The organism is Streptomyces sp. NPDC001222 (genome assembly GCF_042896945.1).
GTDB lineage: Bacteria > Actinomycetota > Actinomycetes > Streptomycetales > Streptomycetaceae > Streptomyces > Streptomyces gibsoniae.
The window spans coordinates 75,778-101,532 of the sequence record NZ_JBIAXT010000001.1 but is presented as its reverse complement, the minus strand read 5'-3'; the positions used below and the strand labels follow the sequence as shown (position 1 = coordinate 101,532).

Annotated in this window: 23 protein-coding genes, 1 other RNA gene and 1 pseudogene; 12 read left to right on the top strand and 13 right to left on the bottom strand. The window is 72.5% G+C overall.

Going from position 1 to position 25,755, the window contains the following annotated elements:
- Positions 1-531: 531 nt before the first annotated feature.
- The 5 genes from ACFY2Z_RS00500 to ACFY2Z_RS00480 all read right to left on the bottom strand — a co-directional run bounded on the left by ACFY2Z_RS00500 (position 532) and on the right by ACFY2Z_RS00480 (position 7,340).
- Positions 532-1,524 carry a small ribosomal subunit Rsm22 family protein gene (locus ACFY2Z_RS00500; RefSeq protein ID WP_390741971.1) on the bottom strand — a complete coding sequence of 331 codons (993 nt, stop codon included), beginning with the start codon at positions 1,522-1,524 and terminating at the stop codon, positions 532-534.
- Positions 1,525-1,536: 12 nt separating this feature from the next.
- Positions 1,537-2,724, bottom strand: coding sequence for a serine hydrolase domain-containing protein (locus ACFY2Z_RS00495; protein ID WP_390741970.1), 1,188 nt, complete (start codon positions 2,722-2,724; stop codon positions 1,537-1,539).
- Positions 2,664-4,001, bottom strand: coding sequence for a multidrug effflux MFS transporter (locus ACFY2Z_RS00490; protein ID WP_390742408.1), 1,338 nt, complete (start codon positions 3,999-4,001; stop codon positions 2,664-2,666). The genes ACFY2Z_RS00495 and ACFY2Z_RS00490 overlap by 61 nt, the downstream gene beginning before the upstream one ends.
- A 422-nt stretch (positions 4,002-4,423) precedes the next feature.
- The gene (locus ACFY2Z_RS00485) at positions 4,424-5,644 is read right to left on the bottom strand and encodes a D-alanyl-D-alanine carboxypeptidase family protein (RefSeq protein WP_390741969.1); all 1,221 of its coding nucleotides are present in this window, start codon (positions 5,642-5,644) and stop codon (positions 4,424-4,426) included.
- A 103-nt stretch (positions 5,645-5,747) separates the two neighbouring features.
- Positions 5,748-7,340, bottom strand: coding sequence for a CocE/NonD family hydrolase (locus tag ACFY2Z_RS00480; protein WP_390742407.1), 1,593 nt, complete (start codon positions 7,338-7,340; stop codon positions 5,748-5,750).
- A 181-nt stretch (positions 7,341-7,521) separates the two neighbouring features.
- On the opposite strand from ACFY2Z_RS00480, the gene ACFY2Z_RS00475 reads away from it, so the two are divergent.
- The gene (locus ACFY2Z_RS00475) at positions 7,522-8,253 is read left to right on the top strand and encodes a TetR/AcrR family transcriptional regulator (protein WP_390741968.1); all 732 of its coding nucleotides are present in this window, start codon (positions 7,522-7,524) and stop codon (positions 8,251-8,253) included.
- On the opposite strand, the gene ACFY2Z_RS00470 is transcribed toward ACFY2Z_RS00475, so the two are convergent.
- Positions 8,247-9,269: an aldo/keto reductase gene (locus tag ACFY2Z_RS00470; RefSeq protein ID WP_390741967.1), complete on the bottom strand. Its 1,023-nt coding sequence runs from the start codon at positions 9,267-9,269 to the stop codon at positions 8,247-8,249. The two genes, ACFY2Z_RS00475 and ACFY2Z_RS00470, sit on opposite strands and share 7 nt — an antisense overlap.
- A gap of 196 nt (positions 9,270-9,465) precedes the next feature.
- Here ACFY2Z_RS00470 and ACFY2Z_RS00465 point away from each other — a divergent pair, with 196 nt between their 5' ends.
- Positions 9,466-10,011 carry a DoxX family protein gene (locus ACFY2Z_RS00465; RefSeq protein ID WP_390741966.1) on the top strand — a complete coding sequence of 182 codons (546 nt, stop codon included), beginning with the start codon at positions 9,466-9,468 and terminating at the stop codon, positions 10,009-10,011.
- 43 nt (positions 10,012-10,054) lie between these two features.
- Here ACFY2Z_RS00465 and ACFY2Z_RS00460 read toward each other — a convergent pair whose 3' ends face one another.
- The gene (locus ACFY2Z_RS00460; RefSeq protein ID WP_390741965.1) at positions 10,055-10,420 is read right to left on the bottom strand and encodes a MazG-like family protein; all 366 of its coding nucleotides are present in this window, start codon (positions 10,418-10,420) and stop codon (positions 10,055-10,057) included.
- 431 nt (positions 10,421-10,851) lie between these two features.
- Between ACFY2Z_RS00460 and ACFY2Z_RS00455 the strand changes: the two genes are divergently transcribed.
- From ACFY2Z_RS00455 to ACFY2Z_RS00425, 7 genes are all read left to right on the top strand, one after another.
- A complete protein-coding gene (locus tag ACFY2Z_RS00455; protein WP_311690526.1) occupies positions 10,852-12,054 on the top strand; it encodes an ATP-binding protein in 1,203 nt (400 codons plus the stop codon).
- Entirely contained in the window at positions 12,051-12,452 is a 402-nt protein-coding gene (locus ACFY2Z_RS00450) for a roadblock/LC7 domain-containing protein (protein ID WP_390741964.1), read from the top strand. The genes ACFY2Z_RS00455 and ACFY2Z_RS00450 overlap by 4 nt, the downstream gene beginning before the upstream one ends.
- The gene (locus ACFY2Z_RS00445; protein ID WP_311690523.1) at positions 12,449-12,823 is read left to right on the top strand and encodes a DUF742 domain-containing protein; all 375 of its coding nucleotides are present in this window, start codon (positions 12,449-12,451) and stop codon (positions 12,821-12,823) included. The genes ACFY2Z_RS00450 and ACFY2Z_RS00445 overlap by 4 nt, the downstream gene beginning before the upstream one ends.
- The gene (locus ACFY2Z_RS00440; protein WP_390741963.1) at positions 12,798-13,385 is read left to right on the top strand and encodes an ATP/GTP-binding protein; all 588 of its coding nucleotides are present in this window, start codon (positions 12,798-12,800) and stop codon (positions 13,383-13,385) included. Before ACFY2Z_RS00445 ends, ACFY2Z_RS00440 begins: the two co-directional genes overlap by 26 nt.
- A gap of 116 nt (positions 13,386-13,501) precedes the next feature.
- Positions 13,502-14,812, top strand: coding sequence for a cytochrome P450 (locus ACFY2Z_RS00435; RefSeq protein WP_390742406.1), 1,311 nt, complete (start codon positions 13,502-13,504; stop codon positions 14,810-14,812).
- A 107-nt stretch (positions 14,813-14,919) separates the two neighbouring features.
- Positions 14,920-16,185, top strand: coding sequence for a cytochrome P450 (locus ACFY2Z_RS00430; protein ID WP_390741962.1), 1,266 nt, complete (start codon positions 14,920-14,922; stop codon positions 16,183-16,185).
- The gene (locus tag ACFY2Z_RS00425) at positions 16,182-16,982 is read left to right on the top strand and encodes an enoyl-CoA hydratase/isomerase family protein (RefSeq protein WP_390741961.1); all 801 of its coding nucleotides are present in this window, start codon (positions 16,182-16,184) and stop codon (positions 16,980-16,982) included. Before ACFY2Z_RS00430 ends, ACFY2Z_RS00425 begins: the two co-directional genes overlap by 4 nt.
- 57 nt (positions 16,983-17,039) lie before the next feature.
- Here ACFY2Z_RS00425 and ACFY2Z_RS00420 read toward each other — a convergent pair whose 3' ends face one another.
- The 3 genes from ACFY2Z_RS00420 to ACFY2Z_RS00410 all read right to left on the bottom strand — a co-directional run bounded on the left by ACFY2Z_RS00420 (position 17,040) and on the right by ACFY2Z_RS00410 (position 19,557).
- Entirely contained in the window at positions 17,040-18,347 is a 1,308-nt protein-coding gene (locus ACFY2Z_RS00420; protein WP_390741960.1) for an MFS transporter, read from the bottom strand.
- Between the two features lie 176 nt (positions 18,348-18,523).
- An RNA gene (gene rnpB / locus ACFY2Z_RS00415) (RNase P RNA component class A) lies at positions 18,524-18,927 on the bottom strand.
- 51 nt (positions 18,928-18,978) lie between these two features.
- Positions 18,979-19,557 (bottom strand): Uma2 family endonuclease, encoded by a 579-nt coding sequence (locus ACFY2Z_RS00410; RefSeq protein WP_390741959.1) that lies wholly within the window; start codon positions 19,555-19,557, stop codon positions 18,979-18,981.
- Between the two features lie 228 nt (positions 19,558-19,785).
- Between ACFY2Z_RS00410 and yaaA the strand changes: the two genes are divergently transcribed.
- Both yaaA and eda read left to right on the top strand, forming a co-directional pair.
- Positions 19,786-20,586, top strand: a complete 801-nt coding sequence (gene yaaA, locus ACFY2Z_RS00405) for a peroxide stress protein YaaA (RefSeq protein WP_390741958.1) — start codon at positions 19,786-19,788, stop codon at positions 20,584-20,586.
- Positions 20,587-20,668: 82 nt separating this feature from the next.
- Positions 20,669-21,316 carry a bifunctional 4-hydroxy-2-oxoglutarate aldolase/2-dehydro-3-deoxy-phosphogluconate aldolase gene (gene eda / locus ACFY2Z_RS00400; protein ID WP_390741957.1) on the top strand — a complete coding sequence of 216 codons (648 nt, stop codon included), beginning with the start codon at positions 20,669-20,671 and terminating at the stop codon, positions 21,314-21,316.
- 37 nt (positions 21,317-21,353) lie between these two features.
- On the opposite strand, the gene ACFY2Z_RS00395 is transcribed toward eda, so the two are convergent.
- The 3 genes from ACFY2Z_RS00395 to ACFY2Z_RS00385 are packed head-to-tail and all read right to left on the bottom strand — an operon-like array spanning position 21,354 to position 24,229.
- Positions 21,354-22,610 carry a bifunctional RNase H/acid phosphatase gene (locus tag ACFY2Z_RS00395; RefSeq protein WP_390741956.1) on the bottom strand — a complete coding sequence of 419 codons (1,257 nt, stop codon included), beginning with the start codon at positions 22,608-22,610 and terminating at the stop codon, positions 21,354-21,356.
- A 12-nt stretch (positions 22,611-22,622) separates the two neighbouring features.
- Entirely contained in the window at positions 22,623-23,366 is a 744-nt protein-coding gene (locus tag ACFY2Z_RS00390; protein WP_390742405.1) for a zinc ribbon domain-containing protein, read from the bottom strand.
- Positions 23,363-24,229 carry a Nif3-like dinuclear metal center hexameric protein gene (locus ACFY2Z_RS00385; protein ID WP_390741955.1) on the bottom strand — a complete coding sequence of 289 codons (867 nt, stop codon included), beginning with the start codon at positions 24,227-24,229 and terminating at the stop codon, positions 23,363-23,365. Before ACFY2Z_RS00385 ends, ACFY2Z_RS00390 begins: the two co-directional genes overlap by 4 nt.
- A 255-nt stretch (positions 24,230-24,484) precedes the next feature.
- Here ACFY2Z_RS00385 and ACFY2Z_RS00380 point away from each other — a divergent pair.
- Positions 24,485-25,504, top strand: a pseudogene (locus tag ACFY2Z_RS00380) (hypothetical protein); the annotation flags it as partial.
- Positions 25,505-25,755 lie beyond the last annotated feature (251 nt).

The following is a 25,755-nucleotide window of genomic DNA, read 5'->3' as shown; positions in this document are numbered from 1 at the left end:
CCCGGTGCGGGCGGGGTCCCGTCGCCTGCGGAAGGGGCAGCCCGGTGCGGGCGGGGTCCCGTCGCCTGCGGAAGGCGCGGCCCGGTGCGGGCGGGGTCCCGTCGCCTGCGGAAGGCGCGGCCCGGTGCGGGCGGGGTCCCGTCGCCTGCGAAAGGCGCGGCCCGGTGCAGGCCGGGGTCCCGTCGCCTCCGAAAGACGCAGCCCGTGCAGGCCGGGGTCCCGTCGCCTCCGAAAGACGCAGCCCGTGCAGGCCGGGGTCCCGTCGCCTCCGAAAGACGCAGCCCGTGCAGGCCGGGGGCCCGTCGCCTCCGAAAGACGCAGCCCGTGCAGGCCGGGGTCCCGTCGCCTCCGAAAGACGCAGCCCGGTGCGGGCGGGGGCCGGGGCGGCCTCCTGGACCGAGGCCGCGTGCGTCGGAGACCGCGTACGTCGGAGACCGCGTACGTCGGAGACCGCGTACGTCGGAGACCGCGTACGTCGGAGACCGCGTACGTCGGAGACCGCGTGCGTCGGAGACCGCGTGCGTCAGGACCTCAGTCCTCCGGCGGCGGGGGCCAGGGGTCGCCCCAGTCGGTGTCACGGGCCGCCCGGTAGAGCGGGCCGTGGCGTTTGGTCACCGTGTCGCGGTGCAGGGACTCGTCCGGGCCGCACAGGTCGAGGAGGACCTGGCCCTTGCGGATCTGCGGTCGGCGGACGACCCGGGAGGCGGCCGGGTGCACCGGGAAACGGGCCGCGGCGACATAGCTGAACTTCTCGTCCTCGTACGCCAGCGAGCCGCCCTTGACCTGGCGGTGCAGCGAGGAACGGCTGACCCGGGCCGAGAAGTGGCACCAGTCCTCGCCGGGCACGATGGGGCAGCCCGCGCTGTGCGGGCAGGGGGCGGCGACCTGGAAGCCGGCGCCGATCAGCCGGTCGCGGGCCTCGATGACCCGGGCGTAGCCCTCCGGGGTGCCGGGTTCGACGACCACGACGGCCTGCGCGGCGCTCGCGGCGGTGTCGACGACGGCGGCACGGTCGACCTCGGTCAGCTCCCCGAGCACGTAGGAGACGGTGACGAGATCAGTGCTCTCAAGAGCGAGCGCCGATCCGATACGAGAGCGGTGCCACTCGGCGGCCTTCAGCGCCGGATTCGCGGCGGCGATCTCCCGGCCCAGCGCGAGCGCGGGCTCGGCCCAGTCGAGCACGGTGACCGGGCGCTGTCCGTCCCAGGTGGCGCTGACGGCCCAGGTCGCCGCGCCGGTACCGCCGCCGATGTCGACATGGCTCCCGGGCGTCCAGCCGGGCACGGCGTCGGCGAACTCCGCCAGCGCCGCGGACACCGCCTCGAACGTCGCGGGCATCCGGTACGCGGCATACGCGACCACGTCCGAACGGTCCCGCAGCACGGGCGCGTCGGTCGGGGTGCGCCCCCGGTAGTTGACGATCAGCCGCTCCACGGCCTGCGCGGCCTGCTTGGGCGGCAGCCCGTCGAGCAGTCCGGCGAGGGCGGCGCGCAGGGTGTCGGCTGGGGAGACGGGGGCGTTCACCCGCCGATTCTCTCAGGTGCCCCGGACCGCCCGCGCCAGCCGATCCCCCATCGCCACCCGCACCCGGTGGTCCGGATCCCGGCGACGGGGGTGGACCGTGTTCGCGAGCAGGACGAGAAAGGTGTCCGTCGCCGGGTCCAGGACCAGGGACGTGCCCGTGAAGCCCGTGTGGCCCGCCGCGCCCCGGCCCGCCAGGGCGCCCATGAACCACGGCGCATCGACCGCGAAGCCCAGGCCCGGCGGGGTCAGCATCAGGTCGACGAGGTCGGGGCCCAGGATGCGCGCGGCCCCGTAGGACCCGCCGGACAGCAGGGTGCGGCAGAAGACGGCCAGGTCCCGTGCCGTCGAGAAGAGGCCGGCGTGCCCTGCCACCCCGCCGAGCGCCCAGGCGTTCTCGTCGTGGACCACCCCGCGCAGCATGCCCCGGTCCGCCTTGGCCCACGGTCGCCGCTGGTCCTCCGTCGCCGCCGCGTCGGGGCTCGGCCCGAAGCCGGTCGACGTCATGCCGAGCGGGCGGGTGATGCCGTCGTGGACGAGCACGTCGAGCGGGTGCCCGGTGACGCGTTCCAGGACGTGCTGCAGGAGCAGCAGGTTCAGGTCCGAGTAGCGGTAGGTGCCGGGCACGCCGACCGGGGCCTCCGCGCGCAGCAGATCGAGCCGGGCTGCGTCCGACGGGCAGTCGTACAGCGGGAGTTCGGGCCGCAGTCCGGAGGTGTGGGTGAGCAACTGCCGTACGGTGATGCCGCGTTCGGCCGCCGGGCGAAAGTCCGGCAGATACGCCGCCACCCGCGCGTCGATGCCGAGTGTGCCGCGCTCCAGCTGCTGCATCGCGGCCACCGCCGTGAACAGCTTGGTGAGCGAGGCCAGGTCGAAGGGGGTGTGCACGGTCATCGGCACCCGTGCCTCGGGCGGCAGTTCGACACCCCGGTCCGTCTCCGCGTCGTAGGCGGCATACCGGACCGCCCAGCCCGCCGCCTCCTCCAGGGCGATCACCGGGCCGCGCCCGGCGAGCAGCACGGCACCCGCCGCCCAGGGGCGCTCCCCGCCGACGGCGGCATGGAGGTCCCGTACGGCCAGACGCAGTTCCTGCGGATCGAGCCCCGCCTTCTGCGGTGTGTCGATGCGCAGTCTCGGTGCGCTCAGCTGTCCTCCCCGAAACTCTCCACGCCCGCGCGGGTGCGGGTGTGCCAGGGACGGCACAGTGCCACGAAGCAGGCGAGGGCCACCAGTGCGGCCGCCAGTTGGACGACGGCCATCGGGACGGCCGTGTGCTCGCCGGCGATCCCGACGAGCGGCGAGGCGCCCGCCGCGATGAGGAAGGAGGTGGTGCCGAGCAGCGCGGAGGCGGAGCCGGCGTGCTGCCGGGTGCGCATCAGGGCCAGCGCCTGGGTGTTGGGGAGGGTGAAGCCCATCGCCGACATGAGGACGAAGAGCGCCGCGGCGACCGGCGCGAGTCCTACGGGGCCGAGGGCGCCCGTCGTCAGCAGCAGCAGCGCGGCTGCGGCGAGGGTGACGACGGTGAGGCCCGTCGCCAGCACCTTGTCGAGGGCGACCCGGCCGACCAGGACCTTGCCGTTGATCTGCCCCGCGACCATGAGGCCGACGGAGTTGAGGCCGAACAGCAGGCTGAAGGTCTGCGGGGAGGCGCCGTAGATCTCCTGGATCACGAACGGGGAGGCGCTCACGTAGGCGAAGAGCGCGGCGAAGGCGCAGCCGCCCGCGAGGGTGTAGCCGGTGAAGGCCCGGTCGGCGAGCAGGCCCCGCAGGGAACCGAGGGCCGCACCCGCTCCCCCGCCGTGCCTGCGGTCCCGCGGCAGCGTCTCGGGCAGCCTCGTCCAGACGAGCGCGGTGAGCGCGATCCCGACGGCCGTGAGGACGACGAAGACGCCCCGCCAGTCCGTGAAGCGCAGGATCTGACCGCCGATCAGCGGTGCGACGATCGGCGCGACCCCGGAGATCAGCATGAGGGTGGAGAAGAACCGGGCCATCGCCACGCCGTCGTACAGATCACGGACGACGGCGCGCGCGATCACGATTCCGGCCGCGCCCGCGAGCCCCTGCACCAGCCGGAAGACGACGAGCGCCGCGATCGAGGGGGCGAGCGCGCACAGCGCGGTGGCGACGACGTAGACGGCCAGCCCCACGAGCAGGGGGCGCCGCCGCCCCCACTTGTCGCTCATCGGGCCGACCACCAGCTGACCGACCGCCATGCCCGCGAGACAGCCGGTGAGGGTGAGCTGCACCGTCGCGGCGGGCGCGTGCAGCGACGTGGTGACCTCCGGCAGCGACGGGAGGTACATGTCCATGGCGAGCGGAGGTGTGGCGGTGAGCCCGCCGAGGAGGAAGGTGACCAGGAGCCCGGTACGGCGAAGCGCGGTGGTGGTGGGCGGTGGTGGGGCGGGGGCGGTCACCTCCACCCCGGGTATGTGGTCTTCCGGCTCGTTCTGGTGACGCGTGGTGCGGCCACCCTCGGGCATGAACCCCTCCCTCTCCTCGCGGTCCGCCCCCATGGTCTCAGCTCCTTTGGGGCGGCGGAGGAAACGGGCGGCCGGCGGACGCCGCCGGTGCGCTGCCGCCGGTTCCGGGGTCCGCGTGAACCTGCACAAGCGGAATGTGAACCTCCGCACCGTACCGGCATGTGACGGGCTTATGCTCAACACTCCTCCACCAGAACTTCACACTTGGAGTGGCGAGGTTCCGGAGACCACACCAGGGGGGAGGCGGCAGCCGTTCCGCGGACCGGCAGGGGGTGGACCCCGCCTGGGACCGCGGGGTGCGCACGGATCGCGGAACGGCTGCCCACTTGCCGCTCGTCCCCACCGACCACCGCTCGCCCGGCTCGTCACCACCGACCACGGCCGCCCGGCTCGTCACCACCGACCAGGACTCGGACGGCTCGTCAACGCCGGTGGCGGCCCTCCTCCGTCGCCTCCCGCCGCCCGCGGCTCCCCTCCGCCGTCGGCCGCCGCCTGCGCCCCCGCAGCGCGTACGCCCCGCCGGCCAGCAGCGCCACCACCCCCGAGGCCCCGCCGGCCAGGCCCCACGAGGAGCGGTCGCGCGCGGTCGCGGAACCGGCCGCCCCGGCGTGCACCGCCCCCTCGGGCCCGGGCGTCGCCTTCGCCCCGCCCTCGCTGAGCGGATCCACCAGCGCACCCACGGACCGGGCGGTCCCGCCGTGCCCGAAGCCCCAGTCGAGCAGGGCGGCGGTCTCCTCGTAGACACCGTTTCCGCCCGGCTCGGGGTGCATCACGGTCACGAGGAGGGTGCGGCCCCCACGGGTGGCGGCTCCCGTGAAGGTGTTGCCCGCGTTGCTGGTGTAGCCGTTCTTGACGCCGATGAGCCCCTTGTAGACGCCGAGGCCCCACGCACCGGTGAGCAGGCGGTCGGTGTTCTGGATCTGGAAGGTCTTCCTGCCGCCCGCCGGGAAGTCGGCGGTCCTCGTGGCGCAGTAGCCGCGGAAGTCGGCGTTCGTCAGGCCGTGGCGGGCGAACAGCGTGAGGTCGTACGCGGAGGACAGCTGTCCCTTGTGGTCGAAGCCGTCGGGGCTGACCACATGGGTGTCGAGGGCCTGCAGATCCTCGGCCCTGGCCTGCATCTCGGCGACGGTCTTCGCGAGCCCGCCGTTCATATGGCTGAGGACGTGCACGGCGTCGTTGCCGGACCGCAGAAAGACACCGAGCCACAGCTGCTCGACGGTATAGGTGATTCCGGGCTTGATGCCGACCAGGCTGGACCCGGCCGGGACGTCCGCGACCTCCGCGTCGGCCACCTTGTGGGTGAGGCGGCGGTCGAACTTGCCCAGCACGGTGTCCGCGAACAGCATCTTCAGCGTGGAGGCGGGCGCGAGCCGCTGGTGCGCGTTGTACGACGCCAGCACCTCACCGCTGTCATGGTCGGCGACGAGCCAGGAGCGAGCGGTGAGCTTCTTCGGCAGCGCGGCCGCGGGGCCCTGCACCTGGACGCCGGGGCCGCCGAGACGTGTGCCGCCGATGATCACCGGGCGTCCGGGGCTCGCGGAGGCGGGCGCGGCGACGGTCAGCGGCGCGGCGGCGGCGAGCCCGAGAACGGCACGCCGGGCCATCCGCGCGGCAGGAGGGGAGGGCGAAGAGGAATCACGCACCCCGGGACCGTACAAGGCAGCCTTCGACAGCAGACAGCGGGTCCCCAAAGGGTCGGCAAAGCCAGGGCCATGACGGAGTCACTCTCGCCCGTCCCCTGCCCGCTCAGCCTTCCGGAAGCGTCAGCACCGAGTCCGCGTGGAGCGTGATGCGCACCGGCACGAAGGTGGTGGCGTCCACCGGCGACTCCCCGGTGCCCGTACCGCGGACGAAGCGCGGATGGGCGCCCCCGCTGATCTGCCAGCGGATGCGGTGACCGACGGCGAAGCGATGGGCGGTGGCGCTCATCGGAACGGTGACCCGCGAGGGTGTCTCCGCAGTCGTCCGAATCCGGCCCAGCCCGTCACAGACGTTGACGGAGCGGCCCTCTTCGTCCACGTCGCACAGGCGGGCGAAGACGTGGGCGTGGCCGGTGTCCGTGGAGATGCTCAGCCGTGCGGTGACCGGGCCCAGGATGTCCACGGGCTCGGTCAGCTGCGGTCCGGTGAACGTCACGACGTCGGTCCGGGATTCCAGGGTGCGGTTGTCGCGAGGGCCGGCGGTACGGGAGAGCAGCGGGCCGCCGAGGGACGGGGTGGGGTCGTCCGGATCGTAGCGAAATGTCGTCAGCGGCGCGGAGTCCGTGGGGGCCTGCCGGGTGAGATGGCCGTCCGGGGTGGGGTACCAGGAGGTGGTGGCCGGGGCCGGCGGCCAGTCGTCGAGGTCGCGCCAGGCGTCCTCGCCGCCCATGTGCACACGCACCGCGGTGGGGCGCAGGGCGGAGGGGTCGCCGCACAGATGGGCGCGCAGCCACGCGAGGCTCTCGGCGAACACCTCGGGCCATCCCCGCCGGAGGGTGGAGGTGTGGGTCCAGGGGCCGACGAGCAGGGCGGTCTCGCAGCCGGCCCGGCGCAGCCGGTCGTACTGCTCGAAGGTCTGGTCGGCCAGCGCGTCGTACCACCCCGTGACCAGGCTCGTGGGCACGCGGAGCCGCTCCGCCGCCTGCGCCGACGACGCGCCGCGCCAGTACGCGTCCTGGGCGTCCGGGTGCGTCATCACCTCGTCCAGCCAGGGCACCTCGCCCCCGAGGGCGGACACATACGCCCCGCGCAGGGGCCGTGCGGTGGTGACGTCACGCAGGCGGCGCTGCAGACGCAGCGCCGCCCTCAGGAACGCGGCCGTGCCCCGGTGCTGGTAGGTCATGCCCAGGCCGTCGACGAGGGCGTTCTCCAGGCGCAGCACACCGTCCGTGTAGAACAGGGCGTGCGGATCGTGCAGCCCCACCTGCACCACCATGGCCTTCAGTTCCGGCGGCGGGTCGAGGGCGAGGGCCCATTGCACATAGCCCAGGTAACTGGGGCCGACGGTCCCCAGTGTTCCGTCGAACCAGGGCTGTTCGCGCAGCCAGGACACCGTGGCCCCGCCGTCCGCCGCCTCGTTGCGCCACAGGTCGAACGCACCCCCCGAACCGCCGGTGCCGCGGCAGCTCTGCAGGACCACGTGAAAGCCCTGTTCGGCGAAGAGCAGGCCGTACATGGGAGACCACGGCAGGCCCCGGCCGTAGGGCGAGCGGACGAGCAGGGTGGGGAAGTCGCCCTCCGCGCGCGGGAAGTAGTGGTCGGTGAGCAACGGGCTGCCGTCGGCGGCGGGCACCACCAGCCCCGGCTCCCGTCCGGCCTCGTGCCGTCTCGCCGGGAGGCCTCGCCAGGTCGCCCTCATCAGCCGTGCGGACAGTGGCGGCTTTCCGGCCGGTGGCGCCCAGGACGATCCGGCCACGGTGCCGGGCATGCGTGATGGCATCGTTCCCCCTCCTAGATTCCGTACCATGTACGAGAATAGGGGATGCTTGGATGGCCTTGGCAAGGGCCGCCACGACGACGGGGGAAAGGAGCGCGAGACCGTGCCCCAGGACGGAGGACCCGGCACCGCGGGCGTCGACCCCGAACAGCTCTGGCTGCCCCCGGCCGAACCCCGCAAGGGCCGCAGGCCCTCCTTCAGCCGTGCGGCGATCACGGCGGCGGCCGTCACCCTGGCGGACGCGGAGGGACTCGACGCGGTCACCATGCGGCGGGTCGCCGCCCAGGTCGGGGCGGGCGTCATGTCGCTCTACAGCTACGCCCCCGACAAGGAGACCCTGCTGGAGTTGATGGTCGACCACGTCAGCGGGGAACTGCCGACCACGGACCCCCTCACCGGCGACTGGCGGGCCGACCTCAAGGCCATGGCCCACCTCCAGCGCGCCCTGATGCTGCGGCACCCCTGGCTCCCCGCCGTCCTGATGTCCACGCGCCGCACCCTCGGCCCCAACGCCCTGGCCTTCCTGGAACGCGTCCTCGCCGCCCTGCGACCCTCCGGGCTCGACGGTGCGGCGAGGCTGGAGGTCTTCGCCCAGCTCACCGGCTTCGTGGCCGGGCACGTCGGCTACGAGATCGCCCAGGCGGCGCCCGTACGATCCCCCGACCGGGTCGCGGCCGAGGCCCGCTACCTCACCGCTGTCGCCGCGGACGGCCGCCACCCGGAACTCGCCGAGGTCCTCTCGGCCCCCGGGCGCCCCCTCACCCCCGAGGCCACCTTCACCCGGTTCCTCAACCGCCTGATCGACGGCCTCGACACCGACGGCCAGAGCTACTGATGCGCGCCCTCCGGGCCCGTCCCCCTGCCGAGGATCCGGTCGGCCTCGGCCAGTTGCCCGGGGGTGAGCGGTCCCTTCGCGAGCGCGCCCGCGTTCTCCTCCGCCTGGGCCACCGAACGGAAGCCGGGGATCGGGACGGTGCGCGGGCTGCGGGCCCAGATCCAGGCCAGGGCGCCCTGGGCGGGCGTACGGCCGTCGCTGGTGAGGACGTCCCTGAGCGCCTCGACCCGCCGCAGCCACTCGGCGTCGGCACCCTCGCCCCGCCGGAAGCCCGGCAGCCACGCGGGCGGGGTGTTGCGGATGTCGCCGGATCCGAGGGTGCGTCCCGCGTTGTGCCTGCCGGAGAGCAGTCCCATGGCGAGGGGGCTGCGGTTGATGCTCGCGAGGTCGAACTCCTCGCACACGGCGAGCAGTTCGGGCGCGTCCTGAAGGACGTTGAGGCGGTGCTGGACGGCCGCGCAGTGGGGACCCTCGGCGAAGACGGCGGCCCGCGCGGGGTCGTCGGTGCTCCAGGCGTAGGCCCGGACCAGCCCGGCGCGGACGAACTCCTCGCAGACGTCGCGGAGTTCGGCGGCGCGCTCGGGGTCGGCGTCGGACAGGTGCAGCTGGTAGAGGTCGATGTGGTCGGTGCCGAGGCGGCGGAGGGAGGCGTCCAGCGCGCGCCGAGCGTACGCCGGGGAGTCGTCGCTGCCGAGGTGCAGCCGGCGTTCCTCGTCGGTGACCGTGCCCCACTTGGTGGCGATGACCACGTCTCCCCGCCGCTTGCCGAGGGCGCGGGCGAGAACACGCTCGCTGTGCCCGGCCCCGTAGGCGTCGGCCGTGTCGAAGAAGGTGACACCGAGGTCGAGGGCCCGCCTGACGGCCCGTACGGACTCCTCGTCGTCGACCTTGCCCCAGCCGAGGGGCTGCCCGTCCGGGGTGCTCCACTCCCCGCCGATGGCCCAGCAGCCGAAGCCGAGGGCACTCACGTCGATCGCGCTGCGTCCCAACGTCCTGTTGTGCGCCGTGGTCTCCATGCCCGACGACGCTAGGAGTTGGAGTGCACTTCAGGGCAAGAGCCCAGGTCGGATGATCAAGGGCTGTCTGTCCCCCAGGGCCTGTCGATGGATCCCGCCGCGCCACCCGAACGGCGCCGTGGGCAGGCCGGACGGACGGGCCCGGTGGGACGGTGGGGAGGCGGAACCGTTCCTGTTGTCCGGCCCTGGAGTGATCGTGAACCGTGTCGACCGACGTGACGTGGGGCTGCTGCTGCTCCGGCTGGGCACCGGCGGGGTGCTCGCCGCGCACGGCACACAGAAGCTGTTCGGCTGGTTCGGCGGCGGCGGTATCGAGGGGACCGGTCAGTTCATGGAGTCGGTGGGCTACTCCCCGGGGAAGGCGAGCGCGCTGGCGTCCGGGCTCACGGAGACGGGCGGCGGCGTGCTGCTCGCGCTCGGCCTCGCGACACCGGCGGCGGGCGCGGCGGCGGCCGGCGGGATGGCGGGGGCGGCGGCGGTGCACGTGCCGAACGGCTTCTTCGCCCAGGGCGGCGGCTACGAGTACGCGGCGACCCTCGGCCTCACGGCGGCGGGCCTGGCGATCGCGGGACCCGGCCGGCTCTCCGTGGACGCGCTGTTCGGCCAGGCCGTGAACCGCGAGTGGATGGTCCCGGCGGCGTTCGCGGTGACGGCGGCGGCGACGGCCCTGGTGATCGGTGCCCGGAACAAGCGGCTGCGGAGGAAGCCGGAAGGGCAGCAGGAGGCACTGTTCGAGGAGTAGCGGGCGGGACGGGCCGACGGCTCGCCCCGCCCCGCCGCCTCTCCTACGAACCGCCGGAGGCGTCGGCGGCCGCGTCCGGACCGCCCAGCGAGCGTGCGGTCACCCGTTCCAGATGCGTCGTGAACACCTCGCGCGCGTCCGGGGTCATCGTGCGCAGTGCCACCAGGGCCGTGATCACCACGTCGCACAGCTCCGCCTGGACGTCCTCCCAGCTGTGCGTGGTGCCCTTCCGGGGGTTCTGCCCCGTCGCGCCGATCACCGCCTGGGCGACCTCGCCGACCTCCTCCGACAGTTTCAGCACCCGCAGCAGCAGCCCGTCGGCGCCGCCGTGCGCGCGGTTGGCTTCCAGCCAGGCGTGCAGCCGGCCGATCGAGTCCCAGAGATCCGCGGATGTGCCGTGCTCGTCCATACCGGCAGCGTGCCATGCGGGCCGCCCTCCCGGGCCCGCCCGTTCCGCGGCGCCCAGGGACGACGTGGCGTACCCCGGAAGATCCCCCGGCGCGATCCTGTGTACGAGCCGCCGTCCGTCGAGGCATCGAAGGATCGTTTCAGCGGCCTCGCCCCCGCTGCCGGGGGATGAACGGGCGTGAAACCTTCGTGTCCATGTGGCCAAGTAAGCGTTCCTGGGCGGGCGTTGGCACTTACCCGACTGATAAGATCGTCGGACTTTCAGCAGGCTGGTATCGCGTCAAGTACGCGCAAACGGGGGACAGTCTCGCAGGCCCGATCGCGAAGGAGTAGCCGTTGGTCCGCCGATAAGGCCCGCGGCCCGCGATTCGGGGGCCTCGGTCGTGTGGCCGGCAGTTACTCACTTCCGCGAGGCGACTTGAAGAGAGTCTCATGACGTCACTGATCAAGGATCCGATCCTGTGGATCCTGCTGGTAGTACTGATCGCTGCGGTCATCGCAGTGAATCGAGCCCGGAGAACCAACATGGCGCTCCGGAAACAGAACACCGACCTGCGCACCGTCCGGGACGGACTCCACATGGAGACCCAGCGGCTGCACGGCGAGTACGCGGCGCTGCGGGCCGACCAGGAGCGAGCCCTGGCCGAGGTGCGCGGCGACGCGGAAACGGAGACGAAGGACGTTCTCAAGGCGTGGATGCGCAGCCTGCAGGTGCTGGCCGACCAGCAGCAGCGCTCCATCAGCGATCTGGCCCGGCTGAAGTACGGCGATGATCCGCTGATCCTCGCCGACCTGATGACGATCGACCACACCAACAGCCAGTTCGGCCGGCGTGCCCAGGGCATCGCCGCGCTGTGCGGCGGCTGGCTGGGGCGCCGCGAGACCGCCGCGTCGGTGTACGACGTGGCTCGCAGCGCCACGGGCCGGATCAAGCACTTCGACCGGGTGAAGATCCACAGCCGGGTCAACGTCCATGTCGCCGCCACGGCGGTGGAACCCGTGGCCGTCGTGCTCGCGGAGCTGCTGGACAACGCCACCAACTACAGTGCGCCGGGTACCCCCGTCGAGATCAACATCCAGGCCGTCCCGACCGGTATCTGCCTGATCGTCGACGACGCGGGTCTCGGGATCAGCCAGGAGGAGAAGGACCGTGCGGCCGCTCTGCTGAGCCCGGCGGCACCCATCTCGATCACCAGCCTCGGCAATCCGCCCCGGGTCGGTTTCGCTGTCGCCGGAGTGCTCTCCGACCGGTACGGCTTCAAGGTGTCCGTCGATTCTGTGTCGCCGTACGGCGGTGTACGCGCGGTCATCCTTCTGCCGGAGAGCCTCTTGACCAACGAAGCGCCCGAACCAGCGGCCGAGACCGGCCTGTCCGTCGAGACCGAGGCCCCGGCGGCCGCAGCGCGCGTGGCCCGGATCCCCGCCCCGGTGCCGATCATCGGGACTACGGCGGGCGGGCTGCCCAAGCGCCGACGGGCGGTCGCGGTGGTTCCGCAGCCTGCCGTCACCGAGCCGGCCCCGGAGCCGGTGTCGGAGCACAACAGCGAGGTGACCGCGTCGCGCATCGGTGCCTTCGCACGCGGAACGCTCCGCGGACGGGACACCACCACCACGGAAGGAACTCAAGAACAGTGAAGCCGGATCTGTCGTGGGTGCTCGACGACGTGCTGACGGTGAGCGGCGCCCGCCATGCGATTCTCGTCTCGGCCGACGGCCTGCTGCTGGAACGCTCCAGCGGCATCTCCCGGGACGACGCCGAGAAGAACGCCGCCGCGATGAGCTCGATGCAGTCCCTCAGCCGGGCGGTCGCCCCCTTCGTGGCAAGTGGCAAGGGGGTCTGGAAGCAGACCCTCATGGAGTACGACGGCGGCTGGATCTTCCTGATCGCTGCGGGCAGCGGGTCCTACATGGCGGTCTCCGCCGCCCTGGACGTCGACATGGAACTCATGTCGATCCGTATGCAGCAGCAGGTGAAGGCACTGGGTGTCGCTCTGAGTACACCGGAGCGCCAGAGCGCTGGTGCCGACGCATGACGATGCCCGGCGAGGAAGCTCCGGTGTCCAGCGAACTCGTCCGCTCCTACGTCATCACCGGCGGCCGGCGGCTGCCCTCCGCCGACGACCTGTCGCTGCACACCCTGGTCACCCTGGCTCCCGACCGCGAACTGCCCCTGGGAGCCGGCCCGGAGGTGCGCGCGATCTGGGAGCTGTGCGGCGGAGGCTATCTGGCCGTGGCCGAGGTGGCCGCACATCTGGGCCTGCCGGTGGGTGTCGCCCGTCTGCTGCTGAGCGACTTAGCCGAGCAGGGACACCTCTTGCGCCGCGCCGCGCCTCCCCCTGCCCAGGCCGTCGACAGAGACCTGATCGAAAAGGTGCTGTATGGACTCCAATCCCGTTTCGCCTGAGACCCGTTACGTCTCGGGTGCGGTGACCACCACGGCGAAGATTCTCGTGGTGGGGCACTTCGCCGTGGGCAAGACAACGTTCATCGGCTCGCTGTCCGAGATCGCCCCCCTGCGCACCGAGGAGAAGATGACGCAGGCGTCCATGCACGTGGACGATCTGCGCGGCGCGCCGGACAAGATGACGACCACCGTGGCCCTGGACTTCGGCCGTCTCACCCTCAGCGACGAGGTGGTGCTGTATCTCTTCGGCACGCCTGGTCAGCAGCGGTTCATGCAGCTGTGGGAGGACATGGCCCGGGGCGCGATGGGGGCGCTGATCCTGGTGGATCCCGTCCGGCTCGCCGACTCGTTCCCGGTGATCGAGCTGGTCGAGAAGTACGGCCTCGAGTACTCCATCGCGGTGAACAGCTTCACGCCGGAACAGTACGAGGAGGACGAGATCCGTGAGGCGCTCGATCTCCTGCCCCACACGCCCGTCTCGTACTGCGACGCCCGCAAGCGGGAGTCCTCGGCCCAGGCGCTGATCACCCTCGTCCAGCATCTCCTCGTCCGGTCGGCCTGAACCGACCGCCTTTCGCCACCACGGCCCGGGGTGCGGAGCGCTCCGGGAACTCAAAGGAACATCTCATGGACCTTCAGCATTCGGCCGCCGTATCGGGCGTACCGGCGAGATGCCCCATGCACGGCCAGGACTTCGCCGACGACCCCCAGGGCGTGTACGACGCCTTGCGTGCGTTCGGGCCCGCGGCCCCGGTCGAACTCGCCCCGGGCGTGGACGCGACCCTCGTCACGGACTATCAGGCGGCGCGGACCGTTCTGCAGAACACCACGGACTTCAGCCGGGACCCGCGCCGCTGGAAGGCCCTCAACGAGGGCCGAATAGCCCTGGACAACCCGGTGCTGCCGATGATGGCGTACCGTCCGAACTGCCTGTTCACCGACGGCGCCGTCCATCTCCGGCTGCGCAAGGCCGTCACGGACAGCCTCGACCAGCTCAACATCGGCAGGATCCGCCGCGACGTCGAGCCCATCGCGGCCTTCCTGATCGACCAGTTCAGCGAGCGCGGGCGCGCCGACCTCCTCAACGACTACGCCAAGCTGCTGCCGCTGCTGCTGTTCAACCGGCTCTTCGGCTGCCCCGCCGGCATCGGCGACCGGCTCACCAGCTCCATGTCCGCGATCTTCGACGGCAAGGACGCCCTCAAGGCCAACGAGGAGCTGACCGCCTGCCTCATGGAGCTGATCGCGCTCAAGCGGCGTGAGCCCGGGGACGACGTCACCTCCTGGCTCATCCGGCACCCCGCCGGGCTGAACGACGAGGAGCTCAAGGACCAGTTGGTCATGCTGATGGGCGCGGGCGTCGAGCCCGAGCGCAACCTCATCGGCAGCGCCCTGCTCCTGCTGCTGTCGAGCGGCTCCTCCGCCCGCGGCGCTGGGATGCTGACCGAGGAGGCGCTGGACCACGTCCTGTGGAACAACCCGCCCATCGCCAACTACGCCACCCACTACCCCGTCCACGACGTGGACCTGGGCGGCGTTCCCGTCGAGGCCAACACCCCTCTGGTCATCAGCTTCGGGGCGGCCAACAACGACCCCTCGCTCCGGGAGGCCCGCCAGTCCCTCAGCAAGGGGGCGCACCTGGCCTGGGGTGCGGGGCCGCACGCCTGCCCGGCGAAGTCTCCGGCCACGGTGATCGCCCTGACCGCGATCGAGGCGATCCTCAACGCGCTGCCGGACCTCACCCTCGATGTCCCGGCGGACCATCTGCAGTGGCGGCCGGGCCCCTTCCACCGTGCGCTGGCCGCCCTGCCCGTCCGGTTCACGCCGACCCCCGGCACCCGGGTGGCCGCGCTCCACGCCCCCGCGCAGACCACGCGGACGGCGGCGGCGGAGCCGCCGCGGGCCCGCACCGCACCGGTCCCCCGTCAGGAGACCAGGCCGGCCAAGAAGGGATTCTGGAGCACCTTCCTCGACGTGTTCCGCGTGTGAGGCACGGAATGTGACAGGGGCAACACTCAGCGGGGCATGACCCAAGGTCGTGGAAGGGTAGATTCCGCCGGAATCACTTCGGTAACGCCCCGCCTAAGGAGCCCCGCGTGACCGCTGTTGACGACATAGGTGGCATAACCAACGACCGCCGCGCCGTCATCTCAGTCCTCCGGCGTCTTCGCTCCACCGACGGACAGCACACCCCCCTCCCCGTCTGGGCAGAGCTACGCGCGTTGGGAGACGTCGTAGCCGCCCCCTGGGGCGGCTACTTCATCACCGGTTTCGAGGCATGCAGCCAGGTCCTGCGCGGCAGGAACTGGCTGGTGCCCGACATCGCGTGGCAGGAGCGCCAGTCCGGTCCGGAGCGCTGGCAGGCCCCGGCCACCCAGGAGATGAGCCACGTACTGTCCCGGCTCAACGCCCCTGTCCACACCTGCCAGCGCCGTGCTCTCGGGAATCTCTTCGACCGTCACACCCTCGACGCCATGCGGCCCGACATCGAAGAACACGTCGACGAGCTCCTCGACGACCTCGACGCACGGCTGCGCGACCACGGCGAGGCCGACTTCGTCGCCGCCGTAAGCGAGCAGCTGCCGGTCCGCACGGTCGGACGCTGGCTCGGCATCCCGCCCGAGGACTACGCGCACATCCTGGACATCACCCACCGGCAGGTGCACGCCCAGGAACTCCTGCCCACCAAGAGCCAACTGGACGTCTCCGCCGAGGCCACGCTCCGGCTCCGGGCCTACTTCACCGACCTCGTCCGGCAGCGTCGCGCCCGTCCCGGCAACGATGTCGTCTCCGGCTGGATCCGTCACTGGGACGCCGAGATGCCCGGCGACCAGGAAGCCGCGGACCGCCTTCTCTACTACCTGACGATGTTCATCACCATCGCCTCCCTGGAGACCTCCGCGACCCTGCTCTCCGTCGCCGTCCGGCTCCTTCTGGAGGACCCGGCCCGCTGGGACTGGCTGCGCCGCCACCCCGAGCACATCGACGACGCCATCGACGAGGCCCTGCGCTACGACCCGCCCATCCACCTCAACTCGCGGGTCGCCGCCGACGACACGGTCCTCGCGGGCGTGCCCATCGCCAAGGACACGATGGTCCACGTCCTGTACGGCGCCGCCAACCACGACCCGCGGCGCAACGAGAACCCCCACACCTTCGACATCCTCCGCAGCAACCGCGGCCATCTCACCTTCGGTGGTGGAGCCCACTACTGCCTCGGCGCGGCACTCGCCCGGCTCGAGGCCCAGACCCTGCTGACCCGTCTGCTGAATCGATTCCCGACCCTCCGACTCACCGCCGGGCCCGCCTACGCGCCCCGTATGGTCTTCCGGCGTGTGACCTCCCTGAAAGTGACGACATGAGTGCCCTGCCCACCCCCACCAGCCAGTCCCTCAAGACGCTGCGGACCGACCGGCAGGGGCCCGTGCTGTCCATCGAGCTGAACGCCCCCGACCAGGGCAACCCGGTCACCGAGACCCTGCTCGACGAGCTGCTCGCCGTCCTCGACGCCCAGGACGCCGGTACCCGGGTCATCGTGCTCTCCGCCGCCGGCCCCGACTTCAGCCTCGGGGGCGACCGCACCGAGTACGCCGAGCACCTGGCCGAGGACCCGGCGGGCAGCGGCATCCGTGGCTCGGGCGTCAAGGCGCGCCGCGTCTGCGCGGCCCTCACCGACAACCCGGCCGTCACCATCGCACGCGTCCAGGGCAAGGCCATCGGCGCGGGCCTCGCCCTCGCTCTCGCCTGCGACCTCAGGGTCGCGGCCGACACCGCGACCTTCCGGCTCCCGGAACTCGCCCTCGGCCTGCCCACCGCCTGGGGCGGCCTGCTCCCCCGGCTCCTGGCCGAGGTCGGCGCCGCCCGCGTCCGCGAGCTCATCCTCACCAGCCGTGCTTTCACCGCCCAGGAGGCCCAGACGCTCTCCATCCTCCAGAACGTCGTACCCGAGGAAGACCTCGACGCGGCGGTGGCGGCCTGGTACAGGCCGATCCTGCGCCGCTCCCCCGCCGCTCTGCGGGTCAACAAACTCCTGCTCAACGCCCACGCCGCGACCTCACGTCTGGCCGACGCCTCCGCTCTCGACTCCGAGCTGATGGCATCGGTGCTCGCCGAGGCCGAGTACACCCGGGGACAGCGGCGCACCGGGCATCTGGTCTGAGCGGCACGGCGGCGCGATCACCGCGCCGCCGTGCTTCCCTGCGAACGGCCGCCGCGGTCAACTCCGGTCCGCGGGGCGGCGGTCCGGTTGGAACACGTCGGCGACTCGGGGCGTGGCGAGGGTCGCCAGTCGCCGTAGGCCGGCCCGTCGCTGCACCATGCTCAGCCCGGTGACCCCTGCGCCGAGCGCCAGCCAGCCCGCCGGACCCGCCGTCATCACCGCGCCGGTCAGCAGCAGGGGACCCAACGACTTCTGTACGGACTGGGCCATCCCGGCCACTCCCAGATAGGAGGCCCGGGCCCGCGGCGGCGCCAGGCTGACCGCCAGCTCCCAGGAACTCACCGAGCGCATCAGTTCGGCGAGGGTGACCAGCATCGCGGCCACGAGCATGGCGAGTGAGGCCGACCAGGCCCCACCGCCGGTGGCGGTCGCCAGTACCAGGCAGCAGACGAACAGGATCACGCCGTACCAGCCCACCGCCACGGCCGCCCCGCGCGGGCCCTCGACCCGTGCCGAGATCCGCAGTTGCAGGACCACCACGAGCACGGTGTTGAGCACCAGGAAGGCGGGGACGACAGCGTGCGGCGCGCTGGTGTGGTGCACCAGCCACAGCGGCAGGCCGACGTTGAGAACCGAGTCGTCCAGGTTCATCGGGATGTCGAGCAGGACGAAGAGCAGGTAGCCGCGATCCCGCCAAGGACTGGGGGAGTAAGACGGCGCGTCAAGAACCCTTCCTTCGCCCTGTGCCACGACCAGTCCCTGGCCGGCCGGCTCCCGGGTCCGCCGGACCAGTGCGGCGGCCAGGACGAAGGAGAGCGCGTCGGCCAGGATCAGCGCGCGGTAGGCGTTCGCCGTGCCCACGCCGAGGCCGATGGCGGCGATGCCCGCGCCGACCGCGTATCCGGCGTTGGCCACACTCCGGGACAGCGCCTGATAGGTGGCTCGTTGCTCACCCGCGACCCGGGTGGCGAAGAGCATCTCCAGCGTCTTGGCCGCTCGCTCCCCCAGACACGTCACGGCGACCACGGGCAGCAGGGTGACGAAGTCGCGGGCGACCAGCAGCAGGCCCATCGTGCCCAGGCGCAGCAGATGACAGCCGATCAGCAGACCACGTACCGGGAACCGTTCGGCGGCGCGCCCGGCCAGCGGCGACCCGGCTATCCCGGCGACCGCCCCGACTCCCAGCAGCAGTCCGAGCCGGCGCGCGTCCAGACCGCTGACGAAGGTGAAGTAGAGCACGGAGGCCGCGGCCCACACCCCGGTCCCGGTCCGGTCCACACACTGCGCGAGCAACATGATCCGCGCGTCCCGCCCACCCGGCGGCCGCCGCAGCTGCGCTATCAGTCCGTCCCCGGCCCATGACATGGCTGTCCCCTGTTCCCCCGTCCGAGTCATCTCGACGTCAAGATACTTGATATCGACAGAGTTCGCAGCCGATGGCGGGGGTGGCTCGCCGAGACCGATCCCCGAGTGCGCCCCGAAACGCCGGATGCCCCGGAGGATTCCTCCGGGGCATCTGTCGGCGCGCGTCGATCGAGAGGCAGACGAGTCGGGCTGTACGCCGGGTTCTGTACCGGGGGGTCCTCGCGGGCCCCTCGGTGACGGCCATCCATCTAGGGCCGACGTTGCCGCCGGCCTCGTGCGGTCTACCCGCGGACTCGGGCGAGCAGCCCTCCGACGTCCGCGCAGGGCGCCATTACAGCGGCCCCTTTTGACCTTGCTCCGGGTGGGGTTTACCTAGCTGCCCAGGTCACCCTGGGCACTGGTGGTCTCTTACACCACCGTTTCACCCTTACCGAGGACCGAGGTCCCCGGCGGTCTGTTTTCTGTGGCACTGTCCCGCGGGTCACCCCGGGTGGCCGTTAGCCACCACCCTGCTCTGTGGAGCCCGGACGTTCCTCGGGAAGGTCCACAAGAACCTCCACGCGGCCGTCCGCCCGGCTCGTCTGCCGTAGCGACCATGGTACCGGGCCGGTAGGACCTCCCGGTCCGACGGTCAGCGGAACGCCGCCGTCTCCAGCTCGAAGGCCAAGGGCTCCGGCAGAGCGAGCGGCTTGCCGAAGGGGATCGTGCAGTGCTGGCGGTAGTCGTCGCGTTCCGGATCGCTGAACAGCGTGACCGAGGAGTCGTCGCGGTCGACCAGCAGATAGAGCGGGATGCCGCCGCGGGCGTAGCAGCGCCGTTTGCCCACGCGGTCGATCCCGGGCTTGGCGGACGTCACCTCCAGGACCATCGCGACGCCGTCGCAGGGCATCCAGGAGCCGGCGCCCCGGAAGATCCGCAGTTCCTGGGGGGCGAACGTGCCGTCGGGGATCACATGGTCCCTCGGGCAACCGCCGCCGCTCCGGAGTCTCAGACCTTTGTTCCCCGAGAAGTCCATATCGGTCCGGGAGCGACGGATCACCTGTTTCATGATCAGGCTGATGTAGTCCTCGTGGTCCCCGTCCGGCGGCGGTGTCACAACGATCTCCCCCTCGATCAGTTCGGCCCGGAAGCCCTCCGGGGTGTCGAGGGCCTGGAAGATCTCCAGCAGTCCCTCCGCCGGCGTGATCGGCTCGTGGGCCATGGCGGTCATGTCACGCCCCTCCTTCGGTCGCTCGCCAGACTGGGACATGGAAGATCACCTGTCCAAGGGATCGGGAACCGTTCCCTCGATCGTGGCACAGGGGCACAGGCTCCGTCAGGGACGTACGGGTGGCGGGGCCGCACCGTCACCGGCCCTCGGGCCCGGGCGCCAAGGCCTCTCCCCCGCCGTACCCCGTAACCTGGCGCGAGTCCCGCTGTTCGGTCTCGAGGAGAATCCGTGCTCGTCCTGCTGCCGCCCTCCGAAGGCAAGGCACCCTCAGGGAGCGGTGCCCCCTTGGAGCTGGAGTCGCTGTCGCTGCCCGGGCTGACCGCCGCGCGGGAGGGCGTGCTCGGTGAGCTGGTGGAGCTGTGCTCGGGGGACGAGGACAAGGCGCGCGAGGTACTGGGAATCGGCGAGGGGCTGCGCGGGGAGGTCGCCAAGAACGCCGGGCTGCGGACGGCGGGGGCGCGGCCCGCCGGGGAGATCTACACCGGTGTGCTCTACGACGCCCTCGACCTCGGTTCGCTGGACGCGGCGGCCACCCGGCGCGCGACAGGGTCCCTGCTCGTCTTCTCCGGACTGTGGGGCGCGGTCCGCGTGACCGACCGCATCCCCTCGTACCGCTGCTCGATGGGGGTGAAGCTGCCCGGTCTGGGCGCCCTCGGTGCGTACTGGCGTACGCCGATGGCCGCAGCCCTGACCGCGGCGGCCGGCCACGGACTGGTGCTCGATCTGCGCTCCTCCGCCTACGCGGCGGCGTGGAAGCCGAAGGGCGAGGTGGCCGGGCGGACGGCGACCGTGCGGGTGCTGCACTCCCGGACGGTGGACGGGGTGGAGAAGCGGTCGGTCGTCAGCCACTTCAACAAGGCCACGAAGGGGCGGATCGTCCGCAGTCTGCTGACGGCGGGGGCCGTGCCGAAGGACCCGGCGGAGCTGGTGGAGGCGCTGCGGGACCTCGGGTACGCGGTGGAGGCCGAGGCCCCGGGCCGGGCGGGCAGGGCGTGGACGCTGGACGTGGTGGTGACCGAGATCCACTGAGGCGCAGCAGCCCGTACGAGCGACCATTGCACTATGTGCAACGACCTTTGCGCATAGTGCTTTCCGCGGGCAGGATGAGGCCATGGCCTCACCCCTGCCCCCGTCGGCGTCCGCGCTCTCCGTCCTCGACGTCGCGCCCGTCCTCCCCGTGGTCGTGGTGACGGACGCGGCCGACGCCGTACCGCTGGCGCGCGCCCTGGTGGCGGGCGGGCTCCCGGCGATCGAGGTGACACTGCGGACCCCCGCCGCGCTGGCGGCGATCCGGGCGGCCGCGGCCGAGGTCCCGGGCGCGATGGTGGGGGCGGGCACGGTCCTCACACCGGAGCAGGTCGGCGACTGTGTGGCGGCGGGCGCGCGCTTCCTGGTCAGTCCGGGGTGGACGGACGCGCTGCTGACGTCGATGCAGGCGTCCGGGGTGCCGTTCCTGCCGGGGGTCTCGACGACGTCGGAGGTGGTCGCGCTCCTGGAGCGCGGCGTCACGGAGATGAAGTTCTTCCCGGCGCAGGCCGCGGGCGGCACGGCATATCTGAGGTCGCTGGCCGGACCGCTCCCCCGGGCCCGCTTCTGTCCCACGGGCGGGATCGGCCCGGTGAACGCCCCGGACTATCTGGCGCTGTCCAACGTCGGCTGCGTGGGCGGGACTTGGATGGTGCCCCAGGATGCGATCGCGGCCCGGGACTGGGTGCGGATCGAGGGGCTGGCCCGGGAGGCGGCGGCGCTGCGGAAATAGCTCCCCGGGGGACGCCGGTGGCGCCCCCGGCGGGCGTTCAGCGCAGGTGGGCCGTGTCGTTGAGGAGGCGGACGCTCGCGTTGCCGTCCGCGTAGTACGCCACCGCGGTCAGCGAGGCCGCCGACAGCTCCATGCGGAACAGCGCCTGCGGGGGCGCCTCCAGGGCGAGGCGGACCAGGGTCTTGATCGGCGTGACATGCGAGACGAGCAGGACCGTACGGCCCGCGTACGCGGCGACGAGCCGGTCCCGCGCCGCGGCGACCCGGCGGGCGACGGCCGCGAAGCTCTCGCCGCCGCCGGTGGGTTCGGCCTCCGGGTCGCGCAGCCAGGCGTTCATGTCGTCCGGGTACCGCTCCCGCACCTCGCCGAAGGTGAGGCCCTCCCAGACCCCGAAGTCGGTCTCCCGCAGCCCCTCCTCGATGCCCACCTCGCACCCGAGCCGGGCGGCGACGGCCTCGGCCGTCTCACGGCAACGGGCGAGGGGCGAGGAGACGACGGCCTGGACGGTCCCCCGCGCGGCGAGCACCCCGGCGGCCAGTTCCGCCTGGCGCCGGCCGACGTCGGACAACGACGGATCGCTGCCGCCGCTGCCGGAGAACCGCTTGAGCGGGGTGAGCGGCGTCTCGCCGTGCCGCAGCAGCACGAAGGTGGTCGGGGTGCCGAGGTCGGGCGGGGCAGCGGCGACGTTGCGGGCGGCCCGCACATCGGCCGTCGTGGAGCCGACGGTACCGGCGTCCCCCGGCGCGATGGCGGTGGCGCCCGCCAGGGCCGCTCGGGCCTTGGCCGCGCCCGCGGCCGCGTCGCCCGGTGGGCCGGCCGGCTCGGGGACCGCGACGGCGCGCGCGGCCAACTCCGCGGTGGACCGGGACGGTTCCCACCGCTCCCCCCGGCTCCCCGCGTCCATCGCCTCGTTGGCGAGCCGGTCCGCGTGCTTGTTCTGCTCGCGCGGGATCCACTCGTAGGTGACCTGCCCGGCCGGGAACAGGGCGGCGGCCTGCATCGCCAGCGGTCGCATCGCCGGATGCTTGATCTTCCAGCGGCCCGACATCTGCTCCACGACCAGCTTGGAGTCCATGCGGACATGCACCCGGGCGGCCGGGTCCAGCTGGTCGGCCGCGCTCAGACCGGCCAGCAGCCCCCGGTACTCGGCGACGTTGTTGGTGGCGGTCCCGATGAACTCGGCCCGCTCCACGAGCGTCTCGCCCGTCGCCGCGTCCAGCACCACGCTGCCGTAGCCCGCGGGCCCCGGGTTGCCCCGGGAACCGCCGTCGGCCTCGACGATGAACTCCCGCACGCCCAACGCCTCTTACAGACCGGACTCGGACGTACGCACCAGGATGCGGCGGCAGTTCTCGCAGCGGACGACCGTGTCGGGGGCGGCCCCGCGGATCTCGTTCAGCTCGGTGATCGCCAGCTCCTGGCGGCAGCCCTGGCAGGTGCGCTGGTACAGCTTGGCCGCACCGATGCCGCCCTGCTGCTCGCGCAGCTTGTCGTACAGCTTCAGCAGGTCCGCGGGCACCGAACCGGCGACGACCTCACGCTCCTTCGTCACCGTCGCGGCCTCGCCGTCGATCCCCTCGAAGGCCGCGTCCCGGCGCGCCGTCGCGTCGTCGATCTTCGACTGCACCGACGCGACCCGCTCGGTCAGCTCGGCGACCCGCTCCTGCGCGGACTCGCGGCGCTCCATGACCTCCAGGACGACGTCCTCCAGGTCACCCTGGCGCTTGGCGAGCGAGGCGATCTCGTGCTGGAGGTTCGCCAGGTCCTTCGGGGAGGTGACCGCACCCGAGTCGAGCCGCTGCTGGTCACGGACGGCGCGCTGACGCACCTGGTCCACGTCCTGCTCCGCCTTGGTCTGCTCGCGGGCGGTGTCGCTCTCCTCGGTCTGCGCGGCCACCAGCAGGTCGCGCAGCTGCGTGAGGTCCTTGGTCAGCGACTCGATCTCGGCGTGCTCGGGCAGGGACTTCCGCTTGTGCGCGAGCTGCTGCAGGCGTACGTCCAGGGCCTGTACGTCGAGGAGTCGGATCTGGTCGGCGGGCGCGGCGTTCAGTTGGGGGCTCCAGGGGTCTTCGTCGGGTTGGACGACGCCGCGTGGGCGGTCCAGGGGTCGGTGACCGTCTTCGAGACGTGGACGCGCAGGTCCCATCCGTGGCGGTCGGAGATCTCGTCGAGCTGGGCGGCGGCCAGCTCGCACCAGGGCCATTCGGTGGCCCAGTGCGCCGCGTCGAGCAGCGTGAGAGGACGGTGGGCGTCGGCGGCCATGAACTCCGACGCGGGGTGATGGCGCAGGTCCGCGGTGAGGAAGGCGTCGACACCGGCCGCGCGGACGTCGTCGAAGAGGCTGTCGCCGGAGCCGCCGCTGACGGCGACCGTCCGCACCAGCGCCTCGGGGTCACCGGCCACCCGGATGCCCTGCGCGGTGGCGGGCAGCCGCTCGGCGGCGCGGGCGGCCAGCTCGCGCACGGTCACGGCGTGCTCCAGCTCGCAGATCCGGCCGAGGCCCCGGCGTCCCTCCGGGTCGGTCGCGTCCGGGACCAGGGGGCGTACGACGCGCAGGTCGAGCGCGCCGGCGAGGGCGTCGCTGACGCCGGGGTCGGCCCGGTCGGCGTTGGTGTGGGCGACGTGCAGCGCGATGTCGTTCTTGATGAGGGTGTGCACCACGCGGCCCTTGAAGGTGGAGGCCGCCACCGTCGTCGTACCGCGCAGATAGAGCGGGTGGTGCGTGACCAGCAGGTCCGCGCCCAGCTTCACCGCCTCGTCGACGATCTCCCGGACGGGGTCGACCGCGAACAGGACCCGGGAGACCTCCTGGTCGGGGTCGCCGACGACGGTGCCGACCGCGTCCCAGGACTCGGCCCGCTCGGCGGGCCACAGGGTCTCCAGCGCGGCGATGACTTCAGACAGACGGGGCACGGGGAAAAGGCTACCTGCCCCAGGTCCGTGCCCGGCCGGTCACGGCTGACTCCCCGGACCGGACGCGCCCCGGGCGACCCGCACCGAGTGCCGGGGGTTGTGCACGGGTGCGGTGCGCGCCCTCTTGTGCAGCACAGCCGCCCCTGTTTCCTCAGGCGATTGGCTGCACGAACACCCTTATGTGTGAAGCGAGCGTCCGCGCAGGTCACGTCCGTGCGTACGAAAACTAGCGTCGTCGCCGGAGGTGACCGAACGATGACGGCCTGTGCCTTCGAGTCCGCCACGGCGGACGGGAACGAGTGGGCGACCCGGCCCGGATGTGTGATCACCGCGGACGGGTCCTACGCGGCCCGTCTCGCCCTGAGCGGTGGGTCCTGGTATCCGGAGCGCTGGACCCTGGACGGCCCCGAACCCTACGCCGTACCGCTGCCCGGCAGTCAGCCGGAGGAACCCGGCACCGAGGTCCAGCCCCTGGCCGACGGCCGGGTGCTGATCCACCGCCTCGTGGCGGGGCGCCATCTGTTCTCGCTGCTGTACCCGGCCGGACGGGGGACCGGCGAGCTGCCGCTGGGCGCGGTGGACGACCCCGGCGAGGCGACCCGGCTGGAGCTGCTGCCGCCCGCACCGACGGGCGACGGGGCCTTCGCGCTCGCGGTGGGCCCGCGGTCCACCGCGGTGTGGCTGGTGGCGGGCGGGGCGACCGGGCCCGAGCGCCTGGCGGAGCTGCCCGGCCACTGCACGGGCGGGGTCTGGCTGGACCGGGCCGGCCGGCTGCTGGCCCTGGACCGCACCCAGGACGGGGGTCCTGTCAAGACGGTGGTGGTGGATCTCGCGCGGGGCGGGGAGGTGTCGCCGCTGCTGCAGATCGCGGACGGGAGCGACGACCGGCTGCTGCTCGCGGATCCGGACAGCGGGCTGCTGCTGATCCGTTCCGACGCGCCCTCACCGGGCCGGGAGCGGCTCGGCTGGGGGGTGTTGGGGAGCACGCTGCCGGTGCGCTTCCCCGACTGTCTGCGCCTGGACTGCCCGGTGACCCCGTTCGCGATCCAGCCGGGGCAGGTGCTCACTCCGGAGAGCTGCGCGGTGGCGCTCAGGATCGACGGGGCGGCGGGCAGCTGGATCGGGGTCTGGCGCCCCGCGCACCGCCGGATCCTGCATCTCGCCGCGCCCCAGGGGTGGTTGGCCGGGGCGGGGCTGTGGACCCGGGAGGGGGAACTGCGGCTGCCGTTCACCACGGATGCGGTGCGCTGCGGGGTGGCACGGGTGGAGGCGCCGGTGCCGACGGTCGAGCCTCAGGCGCGGGAGCAGGGGCCGGTACGACCCGTACCGCTGCAACAGGCGCCCCTGCAACGGACATCCTCCCACCAGTCGTCTTCCCGACAGACGCCGTCCCGACAGGCGCCACTGCAACGGACACCCCCGCAACAGGCGCCCTCCCGACAGGCGCCCTCGCCACAAACACCCCTGCACCACCGGCCGACAGCACAGCCCCCGGCCACAGAGCCGACACCGCACCCGTCGGTGCC

Excerpts from the sequence above, each read along its gene's own strand:
- ACFY2Z_RS00490 (WP_390742408.1), bottom strand. The coding sequence starts at position 4,001 with ATGCCCGAGGGTGGCCGCACCACGCGTCACCAGAACGAGCCGGAAGAC.
- ACFY2Z_RS00470 (WP_390741967.1), bottom strand. The coding sequence starts at position 9,269 with ATGGAGACCACGGCGCACAACAGGACGTTGGGACGCAGCGCGATCGAC.
- ACFY2Z_RS00425 (WP_390741961.1), top strand. The coding sequence starts at position 16,182 with ATGAGTGCCCTGCCCACCCCCACCAGCCAGTCCCTCAAGACGCTGCGG.
- ACFY2Z_RS00420 (WP_390741960.1), bottom strand. The coding sequence starts at position 18,347 with ATGTCATGGGCCGGGGACGGACTGATAGCGCAGCTGCGGCGGCCGCCG.
- ACFY2Z_RS00410 (WP_390741959.1), bottom strand. The coding sequence starts at position 19,557 with ATGACCGCCATGGCCCACGAGCCGATCACGCCGGCGGAGGGACTGCTG.
- ACFY2Z_RS00435 (WP_390742406.1), top strand. The coding sequence starts at position 13,502 with ATGCACGGCCAGGACTTCGCCGACGACCCCCAGGGCGTGTACGACGCC.
- eda (WP_390741957.1), top strand. The coding sequence starts at position 20,669 with ATGGCCTCACCCCTGCCCCCGTCGGCGTCCGCGCTCTCCGTCCTCGAC.
- ACFY2Z_RS00455 (WP_311690526.1), top strand. The coding sequence starts at position 10,852 with ATGACGTCACTGATCAAGGATCCGATCCTGTGGATCCTGCTGGTAGTA.
- ACFY2Z_RS00440 (WP_390741963.1), top strand. The coding sequence starts at position 12,798 with ATGGACTCCAATCCCGTTTCGCCTGAGACCCGTTACGTCTCGGGTGCG.
- ACFY2Z_RS00480 (WP_390742407.1), bottom strand. The coding sequence starts at position 7,340 with ATGAGGGCGACCTGGCGAGGCCTCCCGGCGAGACGGCACGAGGCCGGA.
- ACFY2Z_RS00445 (WP_311690523.1), top strand. The coding sequence starts at position 12,449 with ATGACGATGCCCGGCGAGGAAGCTCCGGTGTCCAGCGAACTCGTCCGC.
- ACFY2Z_RS00460 (WP_390741965.1), bottom strand. The coding sequence starts at position 10,420 with ATGGACGAGCACGGCACATCCGCGGATCTCTGGGACTCGATCGGCCGG.